General features: G+C 51.1%; 18 protein-coding genes. 13 read left to right on the top strand and 5 right to left on the bottom strand.

Annotated features, from left to right (window positions below; translation table 11 throughout):
• Nucleotides 1–33: 33 nt before the first annotated feature.
• Together EHV15_RS01790 and EHV15_RS01785 are read right to left on the bottom strand one after the other, a co-directional pair.
• The gene (locus tag EHV15_RS01790) at nucleotides 34–1032 is read right to left on the bottom strand and encodes a UDP-N-acetylmuramate dehydrogenase (protein WP_128635127.1); all 999 of its coding nucleotides are present in this window, start codon (nucleotides 1030–1032) and stop codon (nucleotides 34–36) included.
• A gap of 141 nt (nucleotides 1033–1173) precedes the next feature.
• Nucleotides 1174–2202 carry a hypothetical protein gene (locus EHV15_RS01785; protein ID WP_128629770.1) on the bottom strand — a complete coding sequence of 343 codons (1029 nt, stop codon included), beginning with the start codon at nucleotides 2200–2202 and terminating at the stop codon, nucleotides 1174–1176.
• A 592-nt stretch (nucleotides 2203–2794) separates the two neighbouring features.
• Here EHV15_RS01785 and EHV15_RS01780 point away from each other — a divergent pair.
• From EHV15_RS01780 to EHV15_RS01735, 10 genes are all read left to right on the top strand, one after another.
• Nucleotides 2795–4891: a BglG family transcription antiterminator gene (locus tag EHV15_RS01780; protein WP_128629769.1), complete on the top strand. Its 2097-nt coding sequence runs from the start codon at nucleotides 2795–2797 to the stop codon at nucleotides 4889–4891.
• A 28-nt stretch (nucleotides 4892–4919) separates the two neighbouring features.
• Nucleotides 4920–5351 (top strand): PTS sugar transporter subunit IIA, encoded by a 432-nt coding sequence (locus EHV15_RS01775; RefSeq protein ID WP_128629768.1) that lies wholly within the window; start codon nucleotides 4920–4922, stop codon nucleotides 5349–5351.
• A gap of 46 nt (nucleotides 5352–5397) precedes the next feature.
• Nucleotides 5398–5661 carry a PTS sugar transporter subunit IIB gene (locus EHV15_RS01770; protein WP_128629767.1) on the top strand — a complete coding sequence of 88 codons (264 nt, stop codon included), beginning with the start codon at nucleotides 5398–5400 and terminating at the stop codon, nucleotides 5659–5661.
• A gap of 83 nt (nucleotides 5662–5744) precedes the next feature.
• Nucleotides 5745–7043: a PTS ascorbate transporter subunit IIC gene (locus EHV15_RS01765; protein WP_128629766.1), complete on the top strand. Its 1299-nt coding sequence runs from the start codon at nucleotides 5745–5747 to the stop codon at nucleotides 7041–7043.
• Between the two features lie 26 nt (nucleotides 7044–7069).
• Nucleotides 7070–8062, top strand: coding sequence for a phosphotriesterase family protein (locus tag EHV15_RS01760; RefSeq protein WP_128629765.1), 993 nt, complete (start codon nucleotides 7070–7072; stop codon nucleotides 8060–8062).
• A 14-nt stretch (nucleotides 8063–8076) separates the two neighbouring features.
• On the top strand, nucleotides 8077–8823 hold the full coding sequence (locus EHV15_RS01755; RefSeq protein WP_128629764.1) for a creatininase family protein: 747 nt from the start codon (nucleotides 8077–8079) through the stop codon (nucleotides 8821–8823).
• A 6-nt stretch (nucleotides 8824–8829) separates the two neighbouring features.
• Nucleotides 8830–9564, top strand: a complete 735-nt coding sequence (locus EHV15_RS01750; protein ID WP_128629763.1) for an SIS domain-containing protein — start codon at nucleotides 8830–8832, stop codon at nucleotides 9562–9564.
• Between the two features lie 233 nt (nucleotides 9565–9797).
• Nucleotides 9798–10697 carry a DUF1848 domain-containing protein gene (locus tag EHV15_RS01745; protein WP_128629762.1) on the top strand — a complete coding sequence of 300 codons (900 nt, stop codon included), beginning with the start codon at nucleotides 9798–9800 and terminating at the stop codon, nucleotides 10695–10697.
• 573 nt (nucleotides 10698–11270) lie between these two features.
• A complete protein-coding gene (locus tag EHV15_RS01740; RefSeq protein WP_128629761.1) occupies nucleotides 11271–11738 on the top strand; it encodes a DUF6985 domain-containing protein in 468 nt (155 codons plus the stop codon).
• A gap of 36 nt (nucleotides 11739–11774) precedes the next feature.
• A complete protein-coding gene (locus EHV15_RS01735; RefSeq protein ID WP_128629760.1) occupies nucleotides 11775–12446 on the top strand; it encodes a hypothetical protein in 672 nt (223 codons plus the stop codon).
• A gap of 112 nt (nucleotides 12447–12558) precedes the next feature.
• On the opposite strand, the gene nfi is transcribed toward EHV15_RS01735, so the two are convergent.
• Nucleotides 12559–13233 carry a deoxyribonuclease V gene (gene nfi / locus EHV15_RS01730; RefSeq protein WP_425464423.1) on the bottom strand — a complete coding sequence of 225 codons (675 nt, stop codon included), beginning with the start codon at nucleotides 13231–13233 and terminating at the stop codon, nucleotides 12559–12561.
• Between the two features lie 109 nt (nucleotides 13234–13342).
• Here nfi and EHV15_RS01725 point away from each other — a divergent pair, with 109 nt between their 5' ends.
• From EHV15_RS01725 to EHV15_RS01715, 3 genes are read left to right on the top strand one after another with little or no spacing between them, the layout of a single operon-like run.
• Nucleotides 13343–13816, top strand: a complete 474-nt coding sequence (locus EHV15_RS01725; protein ID WP_128629759.1) for a hypothetical protein — start codon at nucleotides 13343–13345, stop codon at nucleotides 13814–13816.
• A gap of 33 nt (nucleotides 13817–13849) precedes the next feature.
• On the top strand, nucleotides 13850–14374 hold the full coding sequence (locus tag EHV15_RS01720; protein WP_128629758.1) for an SMI1/KNR4 family protein: 525 nt from the start codon (nucleotides 13850–13852) through the stop codon (nucleotides 14372–14374).
• A gap of 42 nt (nucleotides 14375–14416) precedes the next feature.
• A complete protein-coding gene (locus EHV15_RS01715; RefSeq protein WP_128629757.1) occupies nucleotides 14417–15376 on the top strand; it encodes a hypothetical protein in 960 nt (319 codons plus the stop codon).
• Between the two features lie 292 nt (nucleotides 15377–15668).
• Here the strand turns inward: EHV15_RS01715 and EHV15_RS01710 are convergent, their stop codons facing one another.
• Together EHV15_RS01710 and EHV15_RS01705 are read right to left on the bottom strand one after the other, a co-directional pair.
• Entirely contained in the window at nucleotides 15669–16439 is a 771-nt protein-coding gene (locus EHV15_RS01710; protein WP_128629756.1) for a response regulator transcription factor, read from the bottom strand.
• The gene (locus EHV15_RS01705; RefSeq protein WP_128629755.1) at nucleotides 16436–17674 is read right to left on the bottom strand and encodes a sensor histidine kinase; all 1239 of its coding nucleotides are present in this window, start codon (nucleotides 17672–17674) and stop codon (nucleotides 16436–16438) included. The genes EHV15_RS01710 and EHV15_RS01705 overlap by 4 nt, the downstream gene beginning before the upstream one ends.
• Nucleotides 17675–18263: the final 589 nt, after the last annotated feature.

Here is an 18263-nt window from a genome sequence, read left to right as displayed (position 1 = left end):
TCTTTTAGGCGGAGGCGGGCGATAGCGACGGGATTATACAATCACCACTTCCGGCTCGGGAACAAAATCGTAGTGTTTATAAATTTCCTCCTGCACCAGTTTTATAAGGTCCACTACATCCTGTGCCTTTGCGCCTCCACGGTTTTGAATGACGTTGCCGTGGGTAGGGGAAATGATCGCTTTGCCGCGCTCCGTTCCTTTGAGGCCCAGACTTTCCACGAGTTTGCCGATCGGCTGCCCGATGGTGTAGTTGTTTTTGAAGACCGAACCACAGGATGGAAAAGAAAAGTGATGTTTTCCCGTCCGATCCGCGATGATTCCTTTTAACGCGGCTGAAGCCGTGGCGGAAGGGTTTGATTTCGTTTCAAATTGCCGGATAAAATAAGCCGAGAAATCCGCCAGGCTTGAAATGCTCAGCGGTTGTGCGGCCAGTTGCTTGCGGCAGGCGGCGATGGCATCAGGAGCGACCGGGCGGGACGTTATTAAATCAGCTCCGACAATCACCCAGGGATGACGCTGAAAAATCGATTTTTTGTAGGCAAACTCGCAGTTTTTCCCCGCAATCGCCTGTATTCCCCGGCCGATCGCCGTCAGGTCGATGTAGTACACCGTATCCAGGACATCGCAAATCTGGCGGTCAAAATACTTGGCATTCATGTAGATTCCGCCTCCCAGCGTGCCGGGCAGCAAAAAAGTAAACTCGAAATCCGGAATCCCCGCATATAGTCCGAGCAGCGCCAGCAGTGACATCGGCGTACCGGCGGAGACATACAGCCGTTCTCCTTTCGTATAGAAATCCACCTGCTCCTGCAAGGAAATAAACAACATTTCTTTGCTTGGGTGGTCCGGGAAGAGCAGATTGGAACCCATACCGAACAAAAACGGCAACAAACCGCTGGCCGAAGCTTGCTCTAAAGCGGTCAGCACCTCTTCGGCCGTCTTTGGAGCGGCCAAACAGCGGGCGTCACCGCCGATATGATAAGTCGAGAAGGAAGCCAAATTTATATTTGAAACGAACAGTTCTGATTTCATTTGCACGTGAAGATTTCTCCTTTGGGTCAACAATAAAAGATCGCATACCATTATATTACGATCTGCCGCAGGATTGAAGCATTTAACGAGAAATCTTCCGCTACCAAAGGTTAGAGCAAGGCCAAGTTTTGTGCTCCTTTCTTATTTTAATTTCCAGGATAAAGCGATTCTCTCAAATTCGGCTTCGTTAAGTTCATCAGACCGATCGGCTTCGATAAAAATAACGGTTTGGTCCAAAAAGATGTAGCAGTATTGTTTGATCACAGATTTCTCTGTTTCTGTCTCGATCCCGGAAACATAGGAGAAGTTGGCGGGGTAACCGTCAATCTCAACATCTTTTGAATCTATGACCTCTAATTCCGAATAATAATTTCGTTGCGAGTTCATTCTGTCCAGGAATTTCTGCCGCTCCTCGGCCAGAACGGTTTGCCGAAGGTTTGTGACCCCCAGTGACGGTTCGCCCGCGGGAAGGGGGAACACGCCCCCCTTGTTGTAAAGTTCCATGACGCCAACTTGTTTCGCCAGCTTCCAGCCCGTCGGCAAATCCAGCGAATAGTAGGTATCCGCCTCGGAAGAGTTGCTCGCCCATTGGAACGAGGTCAACATGTTCATTATTTCACTTTCAATGAGATTAAATTGTTCCTCCGGGGCGGCGGCCTGAATTTGTCCTACTTTTTGCCCCTCGCCTTCCAGGATATAAACCCACTGTATGTACGTAACGCCCTCTTTAACGAGACGGCATTTGAGGAGAAGCGCTTGAGGTTTGGGGGCGGTATTTAATTTCTCTTTGGAAATGAACTCCAATCCTCTGCTTTCCAGCAGGTCCGCGGTGTAAAAGTCGTAAAAATAGTCGATAGCCTCGTTTGCATCAGGTACCGGGATTTCCATAGCCATAAGGCTGGTTTGATGCGTAAGGCTCTCATAACCGGCAAAACCGCTGGCTTGTTGAAAATCGGCTTGCGGGACAAAACGCAAGGATGTTCCGGGAATGGTTACATACCCTTCTTCCGTTCCCGATTCCGTCTCTTCCGCTTTCACAGGTTCGGCAGCTTCTTCTGCAGCGGCCAAGCCGGAGGGGCCGGTGTTGTTGCCGACCACGGCGAGAGAAGAGCCGCAGCCTGCGATGAAGAAGACACACAAAGCAATTAGTGTTATTAGCTTGCAATACATAAAACTCCACCTTTTCAACATTTTAGTATCGGATTAGAGAGATACTTCATCAATATCGGAAAGTAGAGATCAAGTTTTGATAGGATTTGATTCTCTGGGCTTACCACCACAAACGATTCCCTGTGCCGGAAATCTAACGGTTGTAGTAGCGGCTATTTTGCGAAAAAAGACCTTTTCTAAATTCTAACGGTTGTAAGCGCCGTTATTTGCCTGAATCTAAGCAAAAACAGCCTAGTTTAAGTGAAATAAGCGCCATGGCAACCGTTACAATTTGAAATCAACGTTTTTGGAACAAATAGCGGTTGTGGCAACCGTTAGAATATTTGTGTGGTGCAGTGGGCTGATATCCGCATCACGCGGCCGATATTCTAGGCTCAATATCCTACCCATTTGCCTAACTCCCGCTTTTCCTTAGTTTCATCTTATGTTAGCAGCCCGCTCACCGTATAATTTTGCAAACAGCCAGGGGACAATAATTGCGCTGTTTTATCCAAAACGCCTTGCGTATAATGATCTGCAAAGAGAGAGACTTTCGATAGCTACCTCTAAAGAAAGCGGGTGGTGAAGCATACTTGACGAGCGCAGTTCTTCGATGCTTGCCTTGCTTCAGAAGACCAAAGCTTATGTGCCGGTTCAAGAATTGATGGATAAATTCCATGTCTCCAAGCGCACCGTTTATTACGATATGGATAAAATCAATGACTGGCTGCGCGAAAGCGGCTTGGCCCCCGTCGAATACGTTCGCGGGACGGGGTTTCTGCTCCCCGACGCATCGCGGACGCAGCTTCCGGCCAAAGCGCAAACCGTGCAGCCGCAGCAATACTATTTGTCCCGCAGCGAACGCAAAGCATTGCTTTGTTTGCAGCTGATTTACCGGAGCGGACCGATGTTTCTGTACGATATGGAAGAATTGCTGAAGGTCAGCCGGGGCACCGCCCATGCCGAACTGAAGCGGCTAAAGGACGAGCTTGCCGGATACGGACTAACCCTCCAATTCGACCGTAAGCAGGGCTATTTTATCCAAGGTAATGAAAAAGACCTGAGAGCCGCGCTGTCTCATTTTCTGTTTGAGCTGCTTCCGTTTGGCGATTGGAATAACTTCTCTGCTACCATCGACGGTTTGATCCACGCGGACCTGTTCAAAAGGCATTTCCCGGCTTTCCGGGAAGAGCAGATGGCTTCCGTATACGACACGATCGTTTCCGGCGAACAACTGATCGGCATGGAGCTGACGGATGAGACGATCCTGCACCTGACGATCCGGCTCTGGCTTTCCGCCACCCGGCTCACGCAAGGCAATGCGGTCAAGATGGACAAAGAAGAAAAAGCGGCTTTGCAGGAAACGCTTCAATACAAAGCTGCTGCGCAAATTGCCGAAAAGCTTGGGGAGCTTTTCCGCATCGACATTCCCAAAGATGAAATTTGCTACATTACCGTGTACCTGCTCGCCGCCAAGGTGAACCGGGTGGAGGTGGAGTCCGATACGCTGGAGGCCAAGCGGCTGCGCCAGGCGACGGAGGAGATGATCGGCCTTTTCGAAAAAAACGGCTGCGTATACTTCCAGGACCGGGAAGCGCTCCAGAAACAATTGTTTCTTCATGTCAAAGCGGTTTTCTACCGGACCAAATACGGCCTCAGTATCGAGAATCCGCTGACGGGTACGATGATGAAAGAGTACCGGGAAGTGTACGAATTAACCAAAAGATCGATTCAGCCGCTGGAGAAGGTGTTCGAAATACCGCTCAATCAACACGAAATAGCTTACTTGTCGATGCACTTCGGCGGTTGGCTGCGGCGGGAGCAGGTGGAGCCGATTCCGCGGAAAAGGGCGGCGGTCGTTTGCGTCAACGGGGTTTCGGCCTCACGGATGCTGAAAAACCAGCTGGAGCAGCTATTTCCTTCCATCGATCTGGCCGCCGTTCTTTCGCTTCGCGAATACGAGAAGTTCAAAGGCAAGGTTGATTTTCTGTTCTCCACCGTGCCGCTTCCCGGGAGCACTGTTCCGGTGTTTATCTTGAACGCGATTATGAGCGATGCGGAAAAAGCGCATTTGCTGGGGCAAGTTGCCCCTTACCTGGAGAACAGAGCCGGGCAGCAGCCGGGGCTTTCCGCGCAAGCGATCGTCGAACTGGTTGGCAAACACGCAAAAATTACCGATAAGGAAGCATTGCTTGAGGATATACAACGTTATTTGACGGCGGCCAAAGGACCGCCGGCGCCGAAGGAATTCAAGCCGGCGCTGGGCGAGCTGTTGACTCCTTCGCGGATCACGATCCGGGAAGAAGTTTCCCACTGGCGGCTGGCGATCCGGGTGGCGGCGAAGCCTTTGCTCCAGGACGGCTCCATCTCCGACAGGTACGTGCAGGCCATGATCGATAAGGTGAATCAATACGGCCCTTATATCGTCGCCGCGCCCGGTGTGGCCATCGCCCATGCCAGGCCGGAGGACGGAGCCGCCAGAGCTTCCATGGCGTTGCTGACCATCCGCAAAGGGGTGGCGTTCAGCAGCCAGGCCAGGCATCTCGTAAACCTGCTGGTCGTCGTTGTCGGGACGGATGGGGAATCCCATCTGAAGGCGCTTTCGCAGCTGGTAAACCTGCTCGTTGATGAACAAAACAGGCAGGTATTAGGGAATACTGATAAAAAAGCGGAAATCACCCGCATGATTTTACAATATTCCGCGACTTGATGGATAACCTAAGGAGGAGTTTTTGAACATGCATTTTATGGAAAAGAGCCTCATATCGCTTGATATCGAGGCAGAGGATGCGGAGCAGGCGATCCGCGCGGCCGGACAGCTGTTGGTTGACAGCGGCGCCGCAGAAGGCAGCTACGTAGAGGCCATGGTGTCGGCATACAAGAACAGCGGACCGTATATCGTCATCGCGCCGCATATCGCTTTGCCGCATGCCAAGGCGGAAAACGGCGTCCGGGAAGCTTCGGTTTCCTTCGTCCGGCTGCGGCATCCGGTTGCGTTCGGGCATCCCGAGAACGATCCGGTGAAGCTCGTGTTCGCGCTTGGCTCTTCTTCCAGCTCGGACCACATTGCCTTGCTGCGCAGACTGACCACCCTGCTGAATGAGCCGGCTAACGTAGAGGCGCTTAAGGAAGCCCAGACCGCCGAGGAGATTGAATCCATCATCCAATGACCGGCAGTCCGGCAGCGGGAAAAACTATATTACGGGAGGAAACGCTATGAAAATTTTATGTGTTTGCGGATTAGGACAAGGAACGAGTTTGATTTTGCGGATGAACGTGGAGTCCGTTTTAAAAGAGATGGGCGTCCAGGCGGATGTGGAGCATACGGACGTCTCCACCGCTTCCGGCATGTCGGCCGATTACATTGTGACCAGCAATGAGCTGGCGCAAAGCCTGCAAGGACACGCGGCCAAAATCGTGATCGTCAACAATTACTTTGACTTGAAGGAAATTGAACAAAATTTGAAAGAAGCCATGTAAAAATGAGCCTATGCTTCCGAAGCGAGTTTTGTTCGAAGCTTGTAAGGAAGTAACGCTCACAAAACTTTTAGGGGGAAGGCTAAATGAACGTTATTTTCTGGATAGCCACCAATATTTTCGGAACGCCGGCGATTCTTCTCGGCTTCATCGTGCTGGTCGGTCTGCTGCTGCAGAAGAAAACGACCAGCCAGGTGATCAGCGGCACGTTTAAAGCGGTCATCGGCTTTCTGATCATTTCTGCCGGTTCCGGCGTTATCGTAGGCGCGCTGAACGTGTTTGAACCGATGTGGAAGGAAGTTTTCGGTCTGCAATCGGTCAGTCTCGGGCAATTTCTCGGCCAGGAGGCGTTTAACGCCAAGTTCGGCAGCTCCGTCACCATGGCCATGCTGCTCGGTTTTCTGATTAACGTGCTGCTGGCCCGGTTCACCAGATTCAAGTACATTTACCTGACCGGGCACATGATGTTCTGGACCGCCACCATTTTTGCGGGGATCGTCGTCCATACAGCGGGAGGAGCAGTCCCTCAATGGAAGCTCGTGCTTTTCCTGGCAATTATCCTGGGTCTCTACTGGACATTCCAGCCGGCGCTGACGCAGCCCTTTATGCGCAAAATCACCGGCAACGACAATATCGCCCTCGGCCACACCTCGGCTTCGGTCGCTTTGCTGGGCGCCTTGTTCGGCAAATGGCTCGGCAACAAAGAGAACGATTCGGAGAAAATCAAAGTGCCGAAAGGGCTTGAATTTCTGCGCGATTCCAACGTCATTACGGCGCTTAGCATGGGGGTTCTGTTCTTCATCGGCGCGATCATCATCTCCATGAAAGGGACGCCGGGAGCGCAGGAATTGATCGCCAGAGCGGGAGAACAAAACTTCATTATGTACTCCATCATTCAGTCGCTTACGTTTGCCGGCGGGATTGCGATCGTGCTGCTGGGCGTGCGGATGTTTATCGGGGAGCTGGTTCCGGCCTTTAACGGGATCGCGACCAAAATCGTCCCCGGCGCCAAACCGGCGCTCGATTCTCCCGTCACCTATCCGTATGCGCCCAACGCGGTCATTCTCGGCTTTATCGGGGCGTTTGCCGGCGCATTGATTTGGCTCATTGTGCTTGGCAATACGGTGGCCTATATTTTCGTACCAACGATGATCGTCTTATTCTTTCACGGCGCCACCGCGGGCGTATTCGGCAACTCGACCGGCGGGGTACGCGGCGCGCTGCTGGCCGGCTTTATTACCGCCACCATCGTCGCCTGGGGCCAGTTCATTATGGTCCGGTTCCTGATCTCTTCGACCGTACCGGATACGGCGATGTGGGCGGCCGATTCCGACATGTTCATTCTCGGTCCGATCATTCGGCTGTTGGCCGGGCTGCTGTTCTAAAGATTACATTTAGGAGGAACATCACCATGACTTTCGTACGAACGCTTGACGCGGACATCGCCCCGGAACAGATGGGGTTCACCTATTCCCACGAGCATATCGTGTGCCGTCCGGCCCACTGGTCGGAGCGCGGCGAGGACGACCTTTTACTGGACGATCCGGAAAAATCCAAACTCGATGTGCTTGATTTTAAAAAACACGGCGGTCAAACCATCGTCGACGCGACGGCGGTCGATTACGGCCGGGATGTGCCGGCGGTCCACAATATTATGAAGGAAACCGGGGTGCGCATCATCGGCACCGCCGGCTTCAACAAAAGTTTTCTCTGGGACGCAAAGGTCAAAGACGAGCTGAAGCCGATGATCGGGGGCTATGAGACCTACTATAAATGGATCGAAGCCAAAAGCATTAACGAGCTTACCGATTTTGTCATCCGCGAGGTGGAGGAAGGGCTGGAGGGTACGCCGTTCAAAGCCGGCCAGGTTAAATTCGGCACAGGTTACAACCGGATTACGCCGCTGGAGGAAAAAACGCTGCGCGCCGTCGCCCGTGCCCATCATGAGACCAAGGCGCCGATCCATTCGCATACCGAGGTCGGGACGATGGGGTTGGAGCAAATCGAGCTTTTGCGCAGCGAAAATGTGAACTTAAGTTATCTTAGCCTGGGCCATATGGACCGCAATCCGGATCCGTACTACCATGAGCAAATTGCCAAAACCGGCGCTTTTCTGTCCTTTGACGGCATCGCCAAAATCAAATACGCTCCCGAAAGCACGCGGATTCAGCTGATTCTCGAACTCGTCAAAAAAGGTTATGAGGATCAGATTCTAGTCAGCGGAGACACGGCCCGCAAAACCTACTACAAGCATTACGACTACGGACCGGGGCTGGAATATATTATCGCCAAGTGGGTGCCGCGGTTTGTGGACGAGGCCGACCGGGCCGGCTTTGACGGGCAGAAGCTGATCCATAAATTTTTCGTGACGAATCCGGCAAGATGTTTTGCCTTTAAGAAGTAGGGAGGCGCAACAGGATGATTTTTCAAGACGAAAACGCCTTTGACATCGCGGAAAAAATCAAGCGCATGTCCTGCGCCATCCTGCCGATCGGAGCGGTGGAGGCGCACGGCCCCCATCTGCCCCTGGGCACGGACAATCTGCTGGCCGAACGGCTGGCCCGCCGGCTGGCGGAGCGTACGGAGAGCTTCGTGCTCCCTACGCTTCCTTACGGCCAGGTTTGGAGCCTGCAAAATTTCCCCGGCAGCATCAACGTCTCCAACGAAGCGCTGATCCGGATGCTGTATGACATCGGGGAAAGCCTTTACCGCCAGGGCCTGCGCATTTACGTGATGCTGAACGGGCACCTCGGCAACGCGGTGGCGCTGAAGGAAGCGGCCCGCCTGCTCTACAAAGATTACCCGGAGCTGAAAGTGTATTACTTCTTTTATCCCGGGTCAAAGCAGGCGATCGAGCGGGTGCGGGAAACCCCGGCTTCGCATGCCTCCTACTTTCACGCCTGCGAGCTGGAAACCTCGTATATGCTCTATTTGGCCGGGGAGTATGTGAACATGGACAAAGCGCTGAACGACATTCCGAACATCGGGATCGAGGCCGACTGCACGCCAACGCCTTGGGAGGAATTCACCGCGACGGCCGTGCTCGGCAACGCGGCGATCGCCACCAAGGAGAAAGGCGAAGCAATCATTGAAGCGACCTTAAACACGATGACGGCCATGATTGAGGGGGCCAAGCAGCGATTATTAAGCGGGAAGGAGCAGTGATTGCCGATGCTGCATACTTATTTTGACCATATCCGCCGTATTTTGCAGCAAGTCGAGGAGCGGGAAGCAGAGCAAATCGGCCAGGCGGCCCGTAAGACCGCGGAAACGATTATGGACGGCGGGATTATCCATCTGTTTGGCTGCGGGCACTCGCATATTTTGACCGAGGAAGTGTTCTACCGGGCCGGCGGATTGGTGCCGATTCGCCCAATTTTCGTGGAAAAGCTGATGCTGCATGAGGGAGCGGTCCGCTCCTCCGAGCTGGAGCGCCAAAACGGGCTGGCCGAGGAGTTCATGAACGGGCAGGATATCCGGCCGGGCGAGGTCATGTTCGTCCTGTCGACCTCCGGCCGCAATCCGGTTCCGGTCGACGCGGCGCAAATTGCCAAGCAAAAGGGCGCGTTCACAATCGGCATCACCTCGCTGGAATATTCGCAAAGCCAGCCGTCCCGGCACGTGAGCGGCAAGCATTTGTTCAATTCCGTCGACCTCGTCATCGACAATTATTCGGTGAGAGGCGACGCCGTGCTGACCCACCCGGACTTGGCGACGCCGTTCACGCCGACCTCGACGGTGATCGGAGCGGCGATCCTCAACGGAATTTTCGCCGAGGCGATTCGCTTTATGATCGAGCGTAGCTACGAGCCGCCCGTTTATTTAAGCGGCAATATCGACGGCGCCGACGACCACAACCGGCGGCTGATCGAGCGCTACCGGGACAGAATCCCGCTGCTTTCTTAAGCGGAGATACACAAGACGCAAAATATCCTTTTACAAAAGGGCTTGTTTCTACTTGATAGTGAAGTAGGCAAGCCTTTTTCTTGTTATGTCTGCATTATTTGGTAAAATTAAAGTGTTCAACCTTCTAGAAGTCAGTGCTTGACGATTGGCTATTGGAACGGCTAACCATCGTCTTTTTCCGCTGTTCCAAAATTTACAGCTTAAAATTTATAGTGAACCGCAGGTGAGCGAAGTTGATTATTAGCGCCAGCAGAAGAACGGATATCCCGGCCTTTTTCGGAGATTGGTTTATGCGCAGAATTACCGAAGGGTATTTTCACCGGGTCAATCCGTTTAATTACAAGCAGGTAACGGCCTTTAGCCTATTGCCCGAAGATGTGGACGGCATGGTGTTTTGGACTAAAAATCCCAAACCGTTCATGAGGCATTTGCCTCTATTGGACGATAAAGGCTACATGTACTATTTTCAATACACACTAAATGATTACCCGGAAATTTTTGAGCCTAATTTGCCTCCCGCTGCGAACCGCGTGGACTATTTCCGCGAGTTAAGCGAGCGGCTTGGGGCAAACCGGGTCATCTGGCGATACGATCCGATCATCATCAGCAATATCACCCCGGTGGAGTACCATCTTGAACGCTTGGAACGTTTAGCTGGCCAACTGGAAGGGTACACCCATCGATTGGTGATAAGTTTTATGGATTATTACGGGAAAACCGTGGCGAGATTCAATAAACTGCAGCAAAACCATGCGGTATTATGCACCGATATTACTTTGCCCGATTACAGAGAACAACTGGACGAATTTGCCGCGAACATAAGCCGTATTGGCGCCGCTCATGGTATTTCCGTAGAAACTTGCTCGGAAGCCGCCGATTTGGAGCACTGCGGAATTCGTCACGGCAGTTGTATTGATGCCCGGCTCCTCTCAAGCATCATCGGGCGGGATCTGGCCTATGCTAAAGATAAAAATCAGCGGGATACTTGTCTTTGCACCGCAGCGGTAGACGTGGGCGCGTACAATACGTGCAAGTTTAACTGTCAGTATTGTTACGCGGTTCAAAGCGAAAACGCCGTGGCCAAAACTTTGCAAAATCATATCATCGACAGCCCATCTCTAATCTATCAATGACTCAAACTAATAATCAGTGCTTGACAGTCAAGCCGGCAGCTAATCGTGGCAAGAAGTGTCGAAAGGGCGTTGAAAGCTTAAGGACAGGGAAGGCCGGCGGGTTGGTCGGCAGATCAACACCCGCTGCCCGGACGCTTTGCACGATTATCCCGTTTGATCATGGAGCAGAGAAGAAGATAACTTCAGGAGAAGCAGATATATTTGGGAGAAGAAGATTTGTTCGAGATCTTTAGAAGGTTTAGGAGAAGGAGGTTTAGGAGAAGTGAAGCAGACTTGACGGGAGGAATGGTGCAAGCTTTTTTCGCCTCTTTGGATTCCTGTACACAGCCTTCCCGCTGCCTTCTGAACGAAAGGGATAATTGTGGAAGGCAGCATGCAATGACACAATGACACAAAGACACAAAGACACAAAGACACGAACGTTATAGACAGCCACCTCATCACGTCCAATAAATGTGATGGAGAAATTGTCACAGCCTTTCCGCTTCCCGTAAGGGGGCGGAAAGGCTGTTATTTTAGTGGAGCCCGTATTGGTGGTATATAATATAGAAATACAGAAAAGGAGGTTTTGAAATGATCATAAATGACCCGATTTTTGGCGAACTCGAATTTAATTACATTTGGTCTAAGGACATGACTATTGATTTTTTGGGGAAACAAACCGAAATAGCACTTATAGTTGATGGTGATGAGGATGGAAAGTTTGGGGAAGAGCAATATGAGGTCTATAACTCGCTTATGCATGACTGGGAGAATATACAACACCGCGTGTTGCAGCCGATTTTGGACTTTTACATAGAAAGAAGGCAAGAGCTTGGTTATGATGTTGGATTTAATGAAAGTTACCCCCTCATCGAAACAACTGATCAACTTCTTGAGAGAATAACTTTAGACGGAATTATTGTGAAATACCCTGAGCTTTTTGAATTCTACGAAATCGGACTAACGTTTAATTGTACATGGGATGTAGAAAATGGGGTAGGTGTTCGGCTTATGAAAGGAAATGTCATTGAAGTGGGATTTCAGGATGTGGTGATGTGAAAGTTAGCATATACTAAGAAAGAGGTTGTAAATCGGATGAAATACAAGTTAATATGCGGTTTGTTTTTGCTAATATTGTTAGTTGCCTGTAATGCTCACCGAAGCAAAGAAAATATGGTTGTTGAGCCCAAAGCTCCCGCAAAAATAGAATTGCAAAATTATCAGGGATCATGGACAGATAAAGATTTTAATCAATACATGTGCAGTGATTGTCTAAATAGCGTAGAGATATCCATGAATGAAAATCGCGAAAATGAAGGGACTATTAGCATATTCTTATATAATCCAGTCAGAGTTACGGATTCAATAGCTGATTTTCAGTTGGTGGATAACAAGGCTGATTTTATATTTGATGATGACGCGGGAAAGGGGAAGGGAACCGTTACTTTTTTAGAAGATGAAATACATATTCGGCTAAGCTTGGAGCAAGCAATTGATGAGTTGAATGAAGTATATTATCAAGAGAGAATACTCGTTAGGGATCCTTATAAGGGATTAAAACGATACGATCCTCTCGAGCTTACTAAAGATTATTTACATTTGAAGGATACAAGTCTTCTAGAGCTTAACAGCAGTGCGGAATACAACGAAGAACTGGAAGCCGGTCCGGAAGTCGAGATTGTGAATAGAAAAGACGAATCGGGTAAGGTAATAGAAATGTACCAAGTGAACACGTTGAATAAAAAAATTGAAGAGCTAGGGATGTGAATTTTTTAAAAGGGAGCCGGTGGCCGCCGGCTCCTTATTTCTATTGTTATCTTAGCATGTCGCACCGCATACCTCAATTATACGAACAAAAATAAGCAGCCCTAATGGAGATTTATTCTGCCATCGTCTTTTTCACCAGTTGATCGGCCAGCCGGGTCGTTTCCGGCAAACGGTATTTGGGCGTCAGGTTTAAGATCCACTCGCAAGCTGTGCTTAAGGATATCCGGTGGCCAACCGATACGAAGATCGGTTTGATATTACGCTGCGTTCTGAGGACATGCCCGATCACTTCACGCCCGTCCGTGAGCGGGGAGAAGGCGCCTCTGTGCAATTCCGGCTCCGTATAATCGCCGCAAAGTCTGGTCTTCCCGCATCCAATGGCGGGGAGATCGTACAGCACGCCTAAATGGCAGGCCAATCCGAACCGTCTGGGGTGGGCCAACCCCTGGCCGTCGCATACGACTAGTTGCGGGGGAGTGGCGATCCGCTCAAATGCCTTAATGATCGGTGGAAGCTCCCGAAAGGAGAACAGCCCCGGCACATAAGGAAAGTGAACGGTATCTTCAACGACCGCGGATTCCACAAGTTTCAGGGTATCTGCTTCCAAAATGACAACCGCGGCGATTAAGCGGTCGTTTTGTTCGCTGTAAGCTACGTCTACGCCGGCAATGTAACGGATCGGCTCAGGAAATGCATCCTGCCTGATCACTTTTTCAGCCAGTTCCCGCTGCAGTTGAATGGCTTCCGCCTCCGTCAAATCCCAGCGATGTTCCCGAAGTATTTTCAATTTCGACTCCCCTATCATTTCTCTTCATATTAAACTTATTGTAGCAGATGGGGGGGAGGAACTTTGTAATATTCCAAATTGATTTTTATCTTTATTCCTGGAGGCGCTTATGGAAATAGACTTAAAACGAGCCAGACTCGAAGAATTAAGCGATATCGCCTATGAGGTTTATTTGGGACAATCTCAAACGTTTAATTATCTTGATATTATGATCTTGAAATTTATAGGGGAATACGGGTACGGGTCCAGCGGCAATACGGATGCCGCGTTTATGCGGGCGATCGGGAAGGCGTGTTTAGCGGCGTGGGAGCCTGCGGCGTTGATTTTTGATTTCAGCGCTTTGACGTACGCTTGGGGGGACAGGCTCATGCAAGTTTTTGACATCGGCGCCGATATATATTTGGACGACCCGTTTCCAATGGCGCTCATCGTTGGGGAGGGCTGTGAAGAAGGCATTAGAACACTGCTGTTAGGTACGGAAAGCCACAAAACGATTGAAGAGACAGGCTGGGTTTTCAAAGAGTTCAGCCATAGCTGGGCATACATTGAGAAGGAGTTGCAACGTTATGAAGGGGCGCTTTAAGCCGCATTCGTATCTGAAAGGGAGGGCTTCGACTTGTTAAAGCAAGCAGAACGGTTATGGAGTTTGATTATCGGTAAGGGGGCGGCTAAGGATACCGGTTTTCAGGAGGCGCTAAGGCTGCGGCCCGGTGCCGGTGAAGCGGAGTTCGAGCACGCCGAGAAGGCGCTTGGGTTGAAGCTTCCCGAGGAAATGAAAGCTTTCTATCAAGTACATAACGGGCAGGACTGGGATCTGGGATCGGAGCCGTTTGTGAGGAATTTGACGCTCAGCCCGCTCGAGGAAATTGTGGAAAATTGGAACTTCCTGCGGGAAGAGTTTGAAGCGGATGAAATGGAGCCGGACATTGGGCAAGAAATCAAGCCGCTGCTATGGAATGACAAGTGGATTCCGATCGCGTCGAACGGCGGCGGGGACTACCTGTGCCTGGACATGGACCCGGCGGAAGCGGGCCAAGTCGGACAGGTGCTCTACTTCTGGCATGATTGGGGGAACCGTTCCGTTGAAGCGGCCAGTCTGTTTTCTTTTATTCAAATATGTCTGGATGAAGAGGACGAATAGAACGGCGGGGCGGTCAACCGCAAATCTGAAAGGAGAACGACGATGTCCAAAGAGAAGCTGATAGAAGGGAAGCTGCAGGCTTTTGCCGCAGCGGGCCAGGAGCAGCGCCAAGAACGGAAAGAGATGCTGGTTGAAGAGATGCTGGCGTCCGGCGAAGCGCAAGGCGCGGTTCTCTGGATCGCGGAACGTTTGGCAGGGGCCGGGCAGATCGATGGAAGTACAGGTTTTATCACCGAATTAAGGGACTCCGAACTTACGGCCGACCTGCTGGAAGTAGCCTATGAAAGCCTGCGGGCGGATAGCGTAAATCCAGAGGCGTATCTCATCCCGGCAGCAAGATTGATGCATATTGAGAAAAAGGCAGCCGACAAAACGGAAACCGAACTTTATGTCCAGTACCGGGCCGCCGCGCTCGTGGATGAAATGCTGTCTCTGGGCGTTGCTTTGCCTGAGGAAGCGCTGAAACTGTTGCTGTCTCAATACTATAGCGATACGCAAACGGAAGAATTGAAGTGCCGCGTCTGGTGGAGATTGGCGGAGCGGGGGATCGATATCTCCGGACGGATCAACGCGCTGCTTACAAATTTTCATAACTATAAAACCCCTGAACTGGCTGGCGACAGTTTACTGGCTTTATGGGCGGCCTTGCGGAAGGGGTTTTTTGACTCTCCGATTCCGGACAGCGAAAAAACCTGCCAGGTTTGGTTGTGGCATTTAGTGACGGACCTTGTTTTCAAGCTAAAACCGAAGTACGACGAGAATACCCGTTTAGGGAGCGTAGGCTGCCTGTTGGAGGCCGCAAGCATGTACCCGCAGACGCAGCGGCTGATCCTGGAGTGCATGGAAAATTGGGGGATCAAGGAGCCGAAACGGCCGCGCGGCGATTTTCAACTGGATCTCAAGGCGCTTTATGACCGCTGCCGCAATCATCCCGGCACTACCTGTCTGCCCGATAATTACGTAATTACGAAAAAAGGGATTATGATGATGGCACGCCAGTAAATAAGTTTGTATAATCCATGGGCCAGCATTTTGCACGCGATGGATCTGACCGCTCGCGGCTAACGGACATGAAAGCCTTTATTTGCCCGAAAAAGCGGCGTTTTAAATTCTAACGGACCGGTATTTGTAAAATAAAGAGCCGATTCCCAAGCCTTATGACCCAAAACTGTATCGCTAGGCGGAGGTTACGTAAGGGTAAGGGGGATCGATCAAGAATGGGAGACATCACCTTTATGCCGGACTGGCGTCCCCCAAAAAGCAGCGGTTCTCCGATCATGGAGGAATCGCTGCTTTATTGTCTTCTTGTGCGCTCGCGCAGGGCCAGCTCGGCCTGCTTCTTGAACTGCAGCGGAGTCTGCTGTTCATATTTGAAGAAGACACGCGAGAAATAGGCCGCGTCCGAGAACCCCAGATCAATCGCCACCCGGTAGACCGGCAGGTTGCTGTGCAGCAGCATATCCTTGGCCCGGCTGATCTTCTGCACGGAGACGTATTCGGTAAAGGTGACCCCGGTGCGGCTTTTGAACAGGCGGCTGAAATATTGCGGATTCAGGTGAATGAAGGCGGCAACCTCAGACAGAGTCAGTTCGCTGGTAATGTGCCGTTCAATATATCGCAGTGCCGTCTCAATCAGATCTTCGTCCGGCTTGGGAACGGCAGGGATGGTCTCTGCGTCCATCGTTTTGCCCTGATTTAAGGACTGGATCGCCTTATCGAGCGCAGATTTAAGCTGGCGGGGCGGCACTGGCTTCAGGAGATAGTCAATGACCCCACACTGCAGTGCTTCGCGGGCATATTGGAATTCACTGTAGGCCGTCAGAATAATCGTCTTCGTCAGCGGGAATCTGCGGATAATCTGCTGCTGAGCCTCCAGTCCGTTCTTCTCGGGCATGCGGATATCCATTAGCAGAATTTGCGGCCCTAACAGCTGTACCTTGTGGACCGCCTCCTCGCCGTTGAGCGCATCCTCCACCACCTCCAGGTCCAGCGGCAGCCTTTGAATGATTTTACGCAGCGCCATTCGCTCCAGTGGCTCATCCTCAACAATCATCAGTTTAATCACAAATGTTCATCCTCCATTCGGATCGGCAGATGTTCCTTCAAGCAGGGCAGGGTGATATGGACCAAGGTGCTAATATCCGGCTCGCTGCGGATGCTAAGGCCGTACGATTTGCCGAAATAGCCGCGCAGCCGTTCATGCGTGTTGAATAGTCCGATCCCCGTATGTGTGCCCTTGCCCTCATCCCCGTTGGCGAACGCACGCAGAATATCCGGCTTAAAGCCTCTGCCGTTATCCGCAACAGTGATGATAACCCGGTTATCCGGCGTTCGGCAGCCGCTGATCCACACGGTGCCGCCGTCCCGCTTCTGCTCCAGTCCGTGTATGAAGGCATTCTCCACCAAGGGCTGCAGCACCATCGACGGGATGCGGTAATCCATAATCTCAGGATCGACTTTGATCTCATATTGAATGCGGTCGCTGTAGCGCAGGGTCTGGATGTAGAGATATTTCTCGATCGACTCGATTTCCGAGCGGATCTTAGGGAATTCCTCCACATTTTTCAGATTGTAGTGCAGAAGGTCGCAGAGGTTATAGATCAGCTCTTCGGTTTCCGGGGCATTTTCGATCAGGGCCATACGGGCGATCGTGTTCAGTGTGTTGAACAGAAAATGGGGATTAATCTGTGCCTGAAGCTGCTTCAGCTCCATCGTTTTGGCTTTCTGCTCCAGCAACAGATTCTCGCGGCTTTCCTTGAGAAATTGCTCCTGCACCATTTTTTTCATACTGATCTCGGCAATATAGTTCGCAACAAAGGTATCGAAATTGACCGAATCCTCCAGGTATTGCCGGCTGACGAGCGGAATCTGCCCAATCGCCTCCAGTACCTTCTGCAGCGGCAGCCCGAATTCAACGGAGATGCGCTCGGCGTCGATTTTCGCACGGTCCGCTTCATCCGTCAGCACTTGCCCGCCCAGCACCGCCCCCAGAAAATAACCTTCGGCAATGATTGGCGCCACACAGTCTTGCAAACCCAGATGACAGCGGTAGATTTGCGGTTTGCGGTGTTTCATCGCCAGCTTCCCTGCCTCATAATCGCAGCTGATGCATCTCCGCTCTCCTTCGCTGGAAGAACGCACCAGCTTGCAGAACGGGGAGAAATTGCTCCACGCGCCCATCGGATTACCTTCTGCATCAATCGTAATAACGGGAAACATCACGATTTTGGCCAGCTTCTCCTGTATGCTCTTGAATGCTTCCACTTCGATAATGTCGGCAAGTTGAATCACTTCGGACATGTTATCGCCATTCCTTTCAGAAGTAGTTCAAAAAGTCGTCTTTTGAAGATATAAGAAAGAAGTAACATCTAAGTGTCGGCTTCCTTATATCGCAAGAATAAATTACCCCGCTATAGGCGGTCTGGCTTCCGAGAAGGTACATCGATAAATATTTTTCTTATCACGAAGCGGGACAGGGAGCGGTTTCGGCGTCGAATCTTGAATTCAGCCGGGTGGGCATATACTTCCGAAGCCGTTTTCTCCGAAAACGTTCAGCTCCGCTACTCAGTCCCTAGTAGAATGATCCGGAAATAATATGGCTTATCTGCGGACAGGGGCCATGGATCACTTTGTTCTATATTAGTCTTGTGCTCAGTATCGTTCCCCATAAAATAGAGGAACTTTAGGGTCTTATTTTCCGAATTTGAGCCTATTCATCACGATAGGGGAACTATTGGGTCTTATTTTTCGATGAACAGGTCGAAAGGCGGCCTTTCGCCACTAAATCGTGAGAATAACGCCATAAAATTCCTCTATTTCACGCAACATGGGGGATATCGCTGAAATAGCGCCCTTTTTTTCCTTTATGTTGTCGCCCGAGATCTTCATA

Source organism: Paenibacillus oralis, assembly GCF_003863965.1.
GTDB lineage: Bacteria > Bacillota > Bacilli > Paenibacillales > Paenibacillaceae > Fontibacillus > Fontibacillus oralis.
The sequence above is the reverse complement of the archived record's forward strand: the minus strand, read 5'-3'. Positions and strand labels throughout refer to the sequence as shown.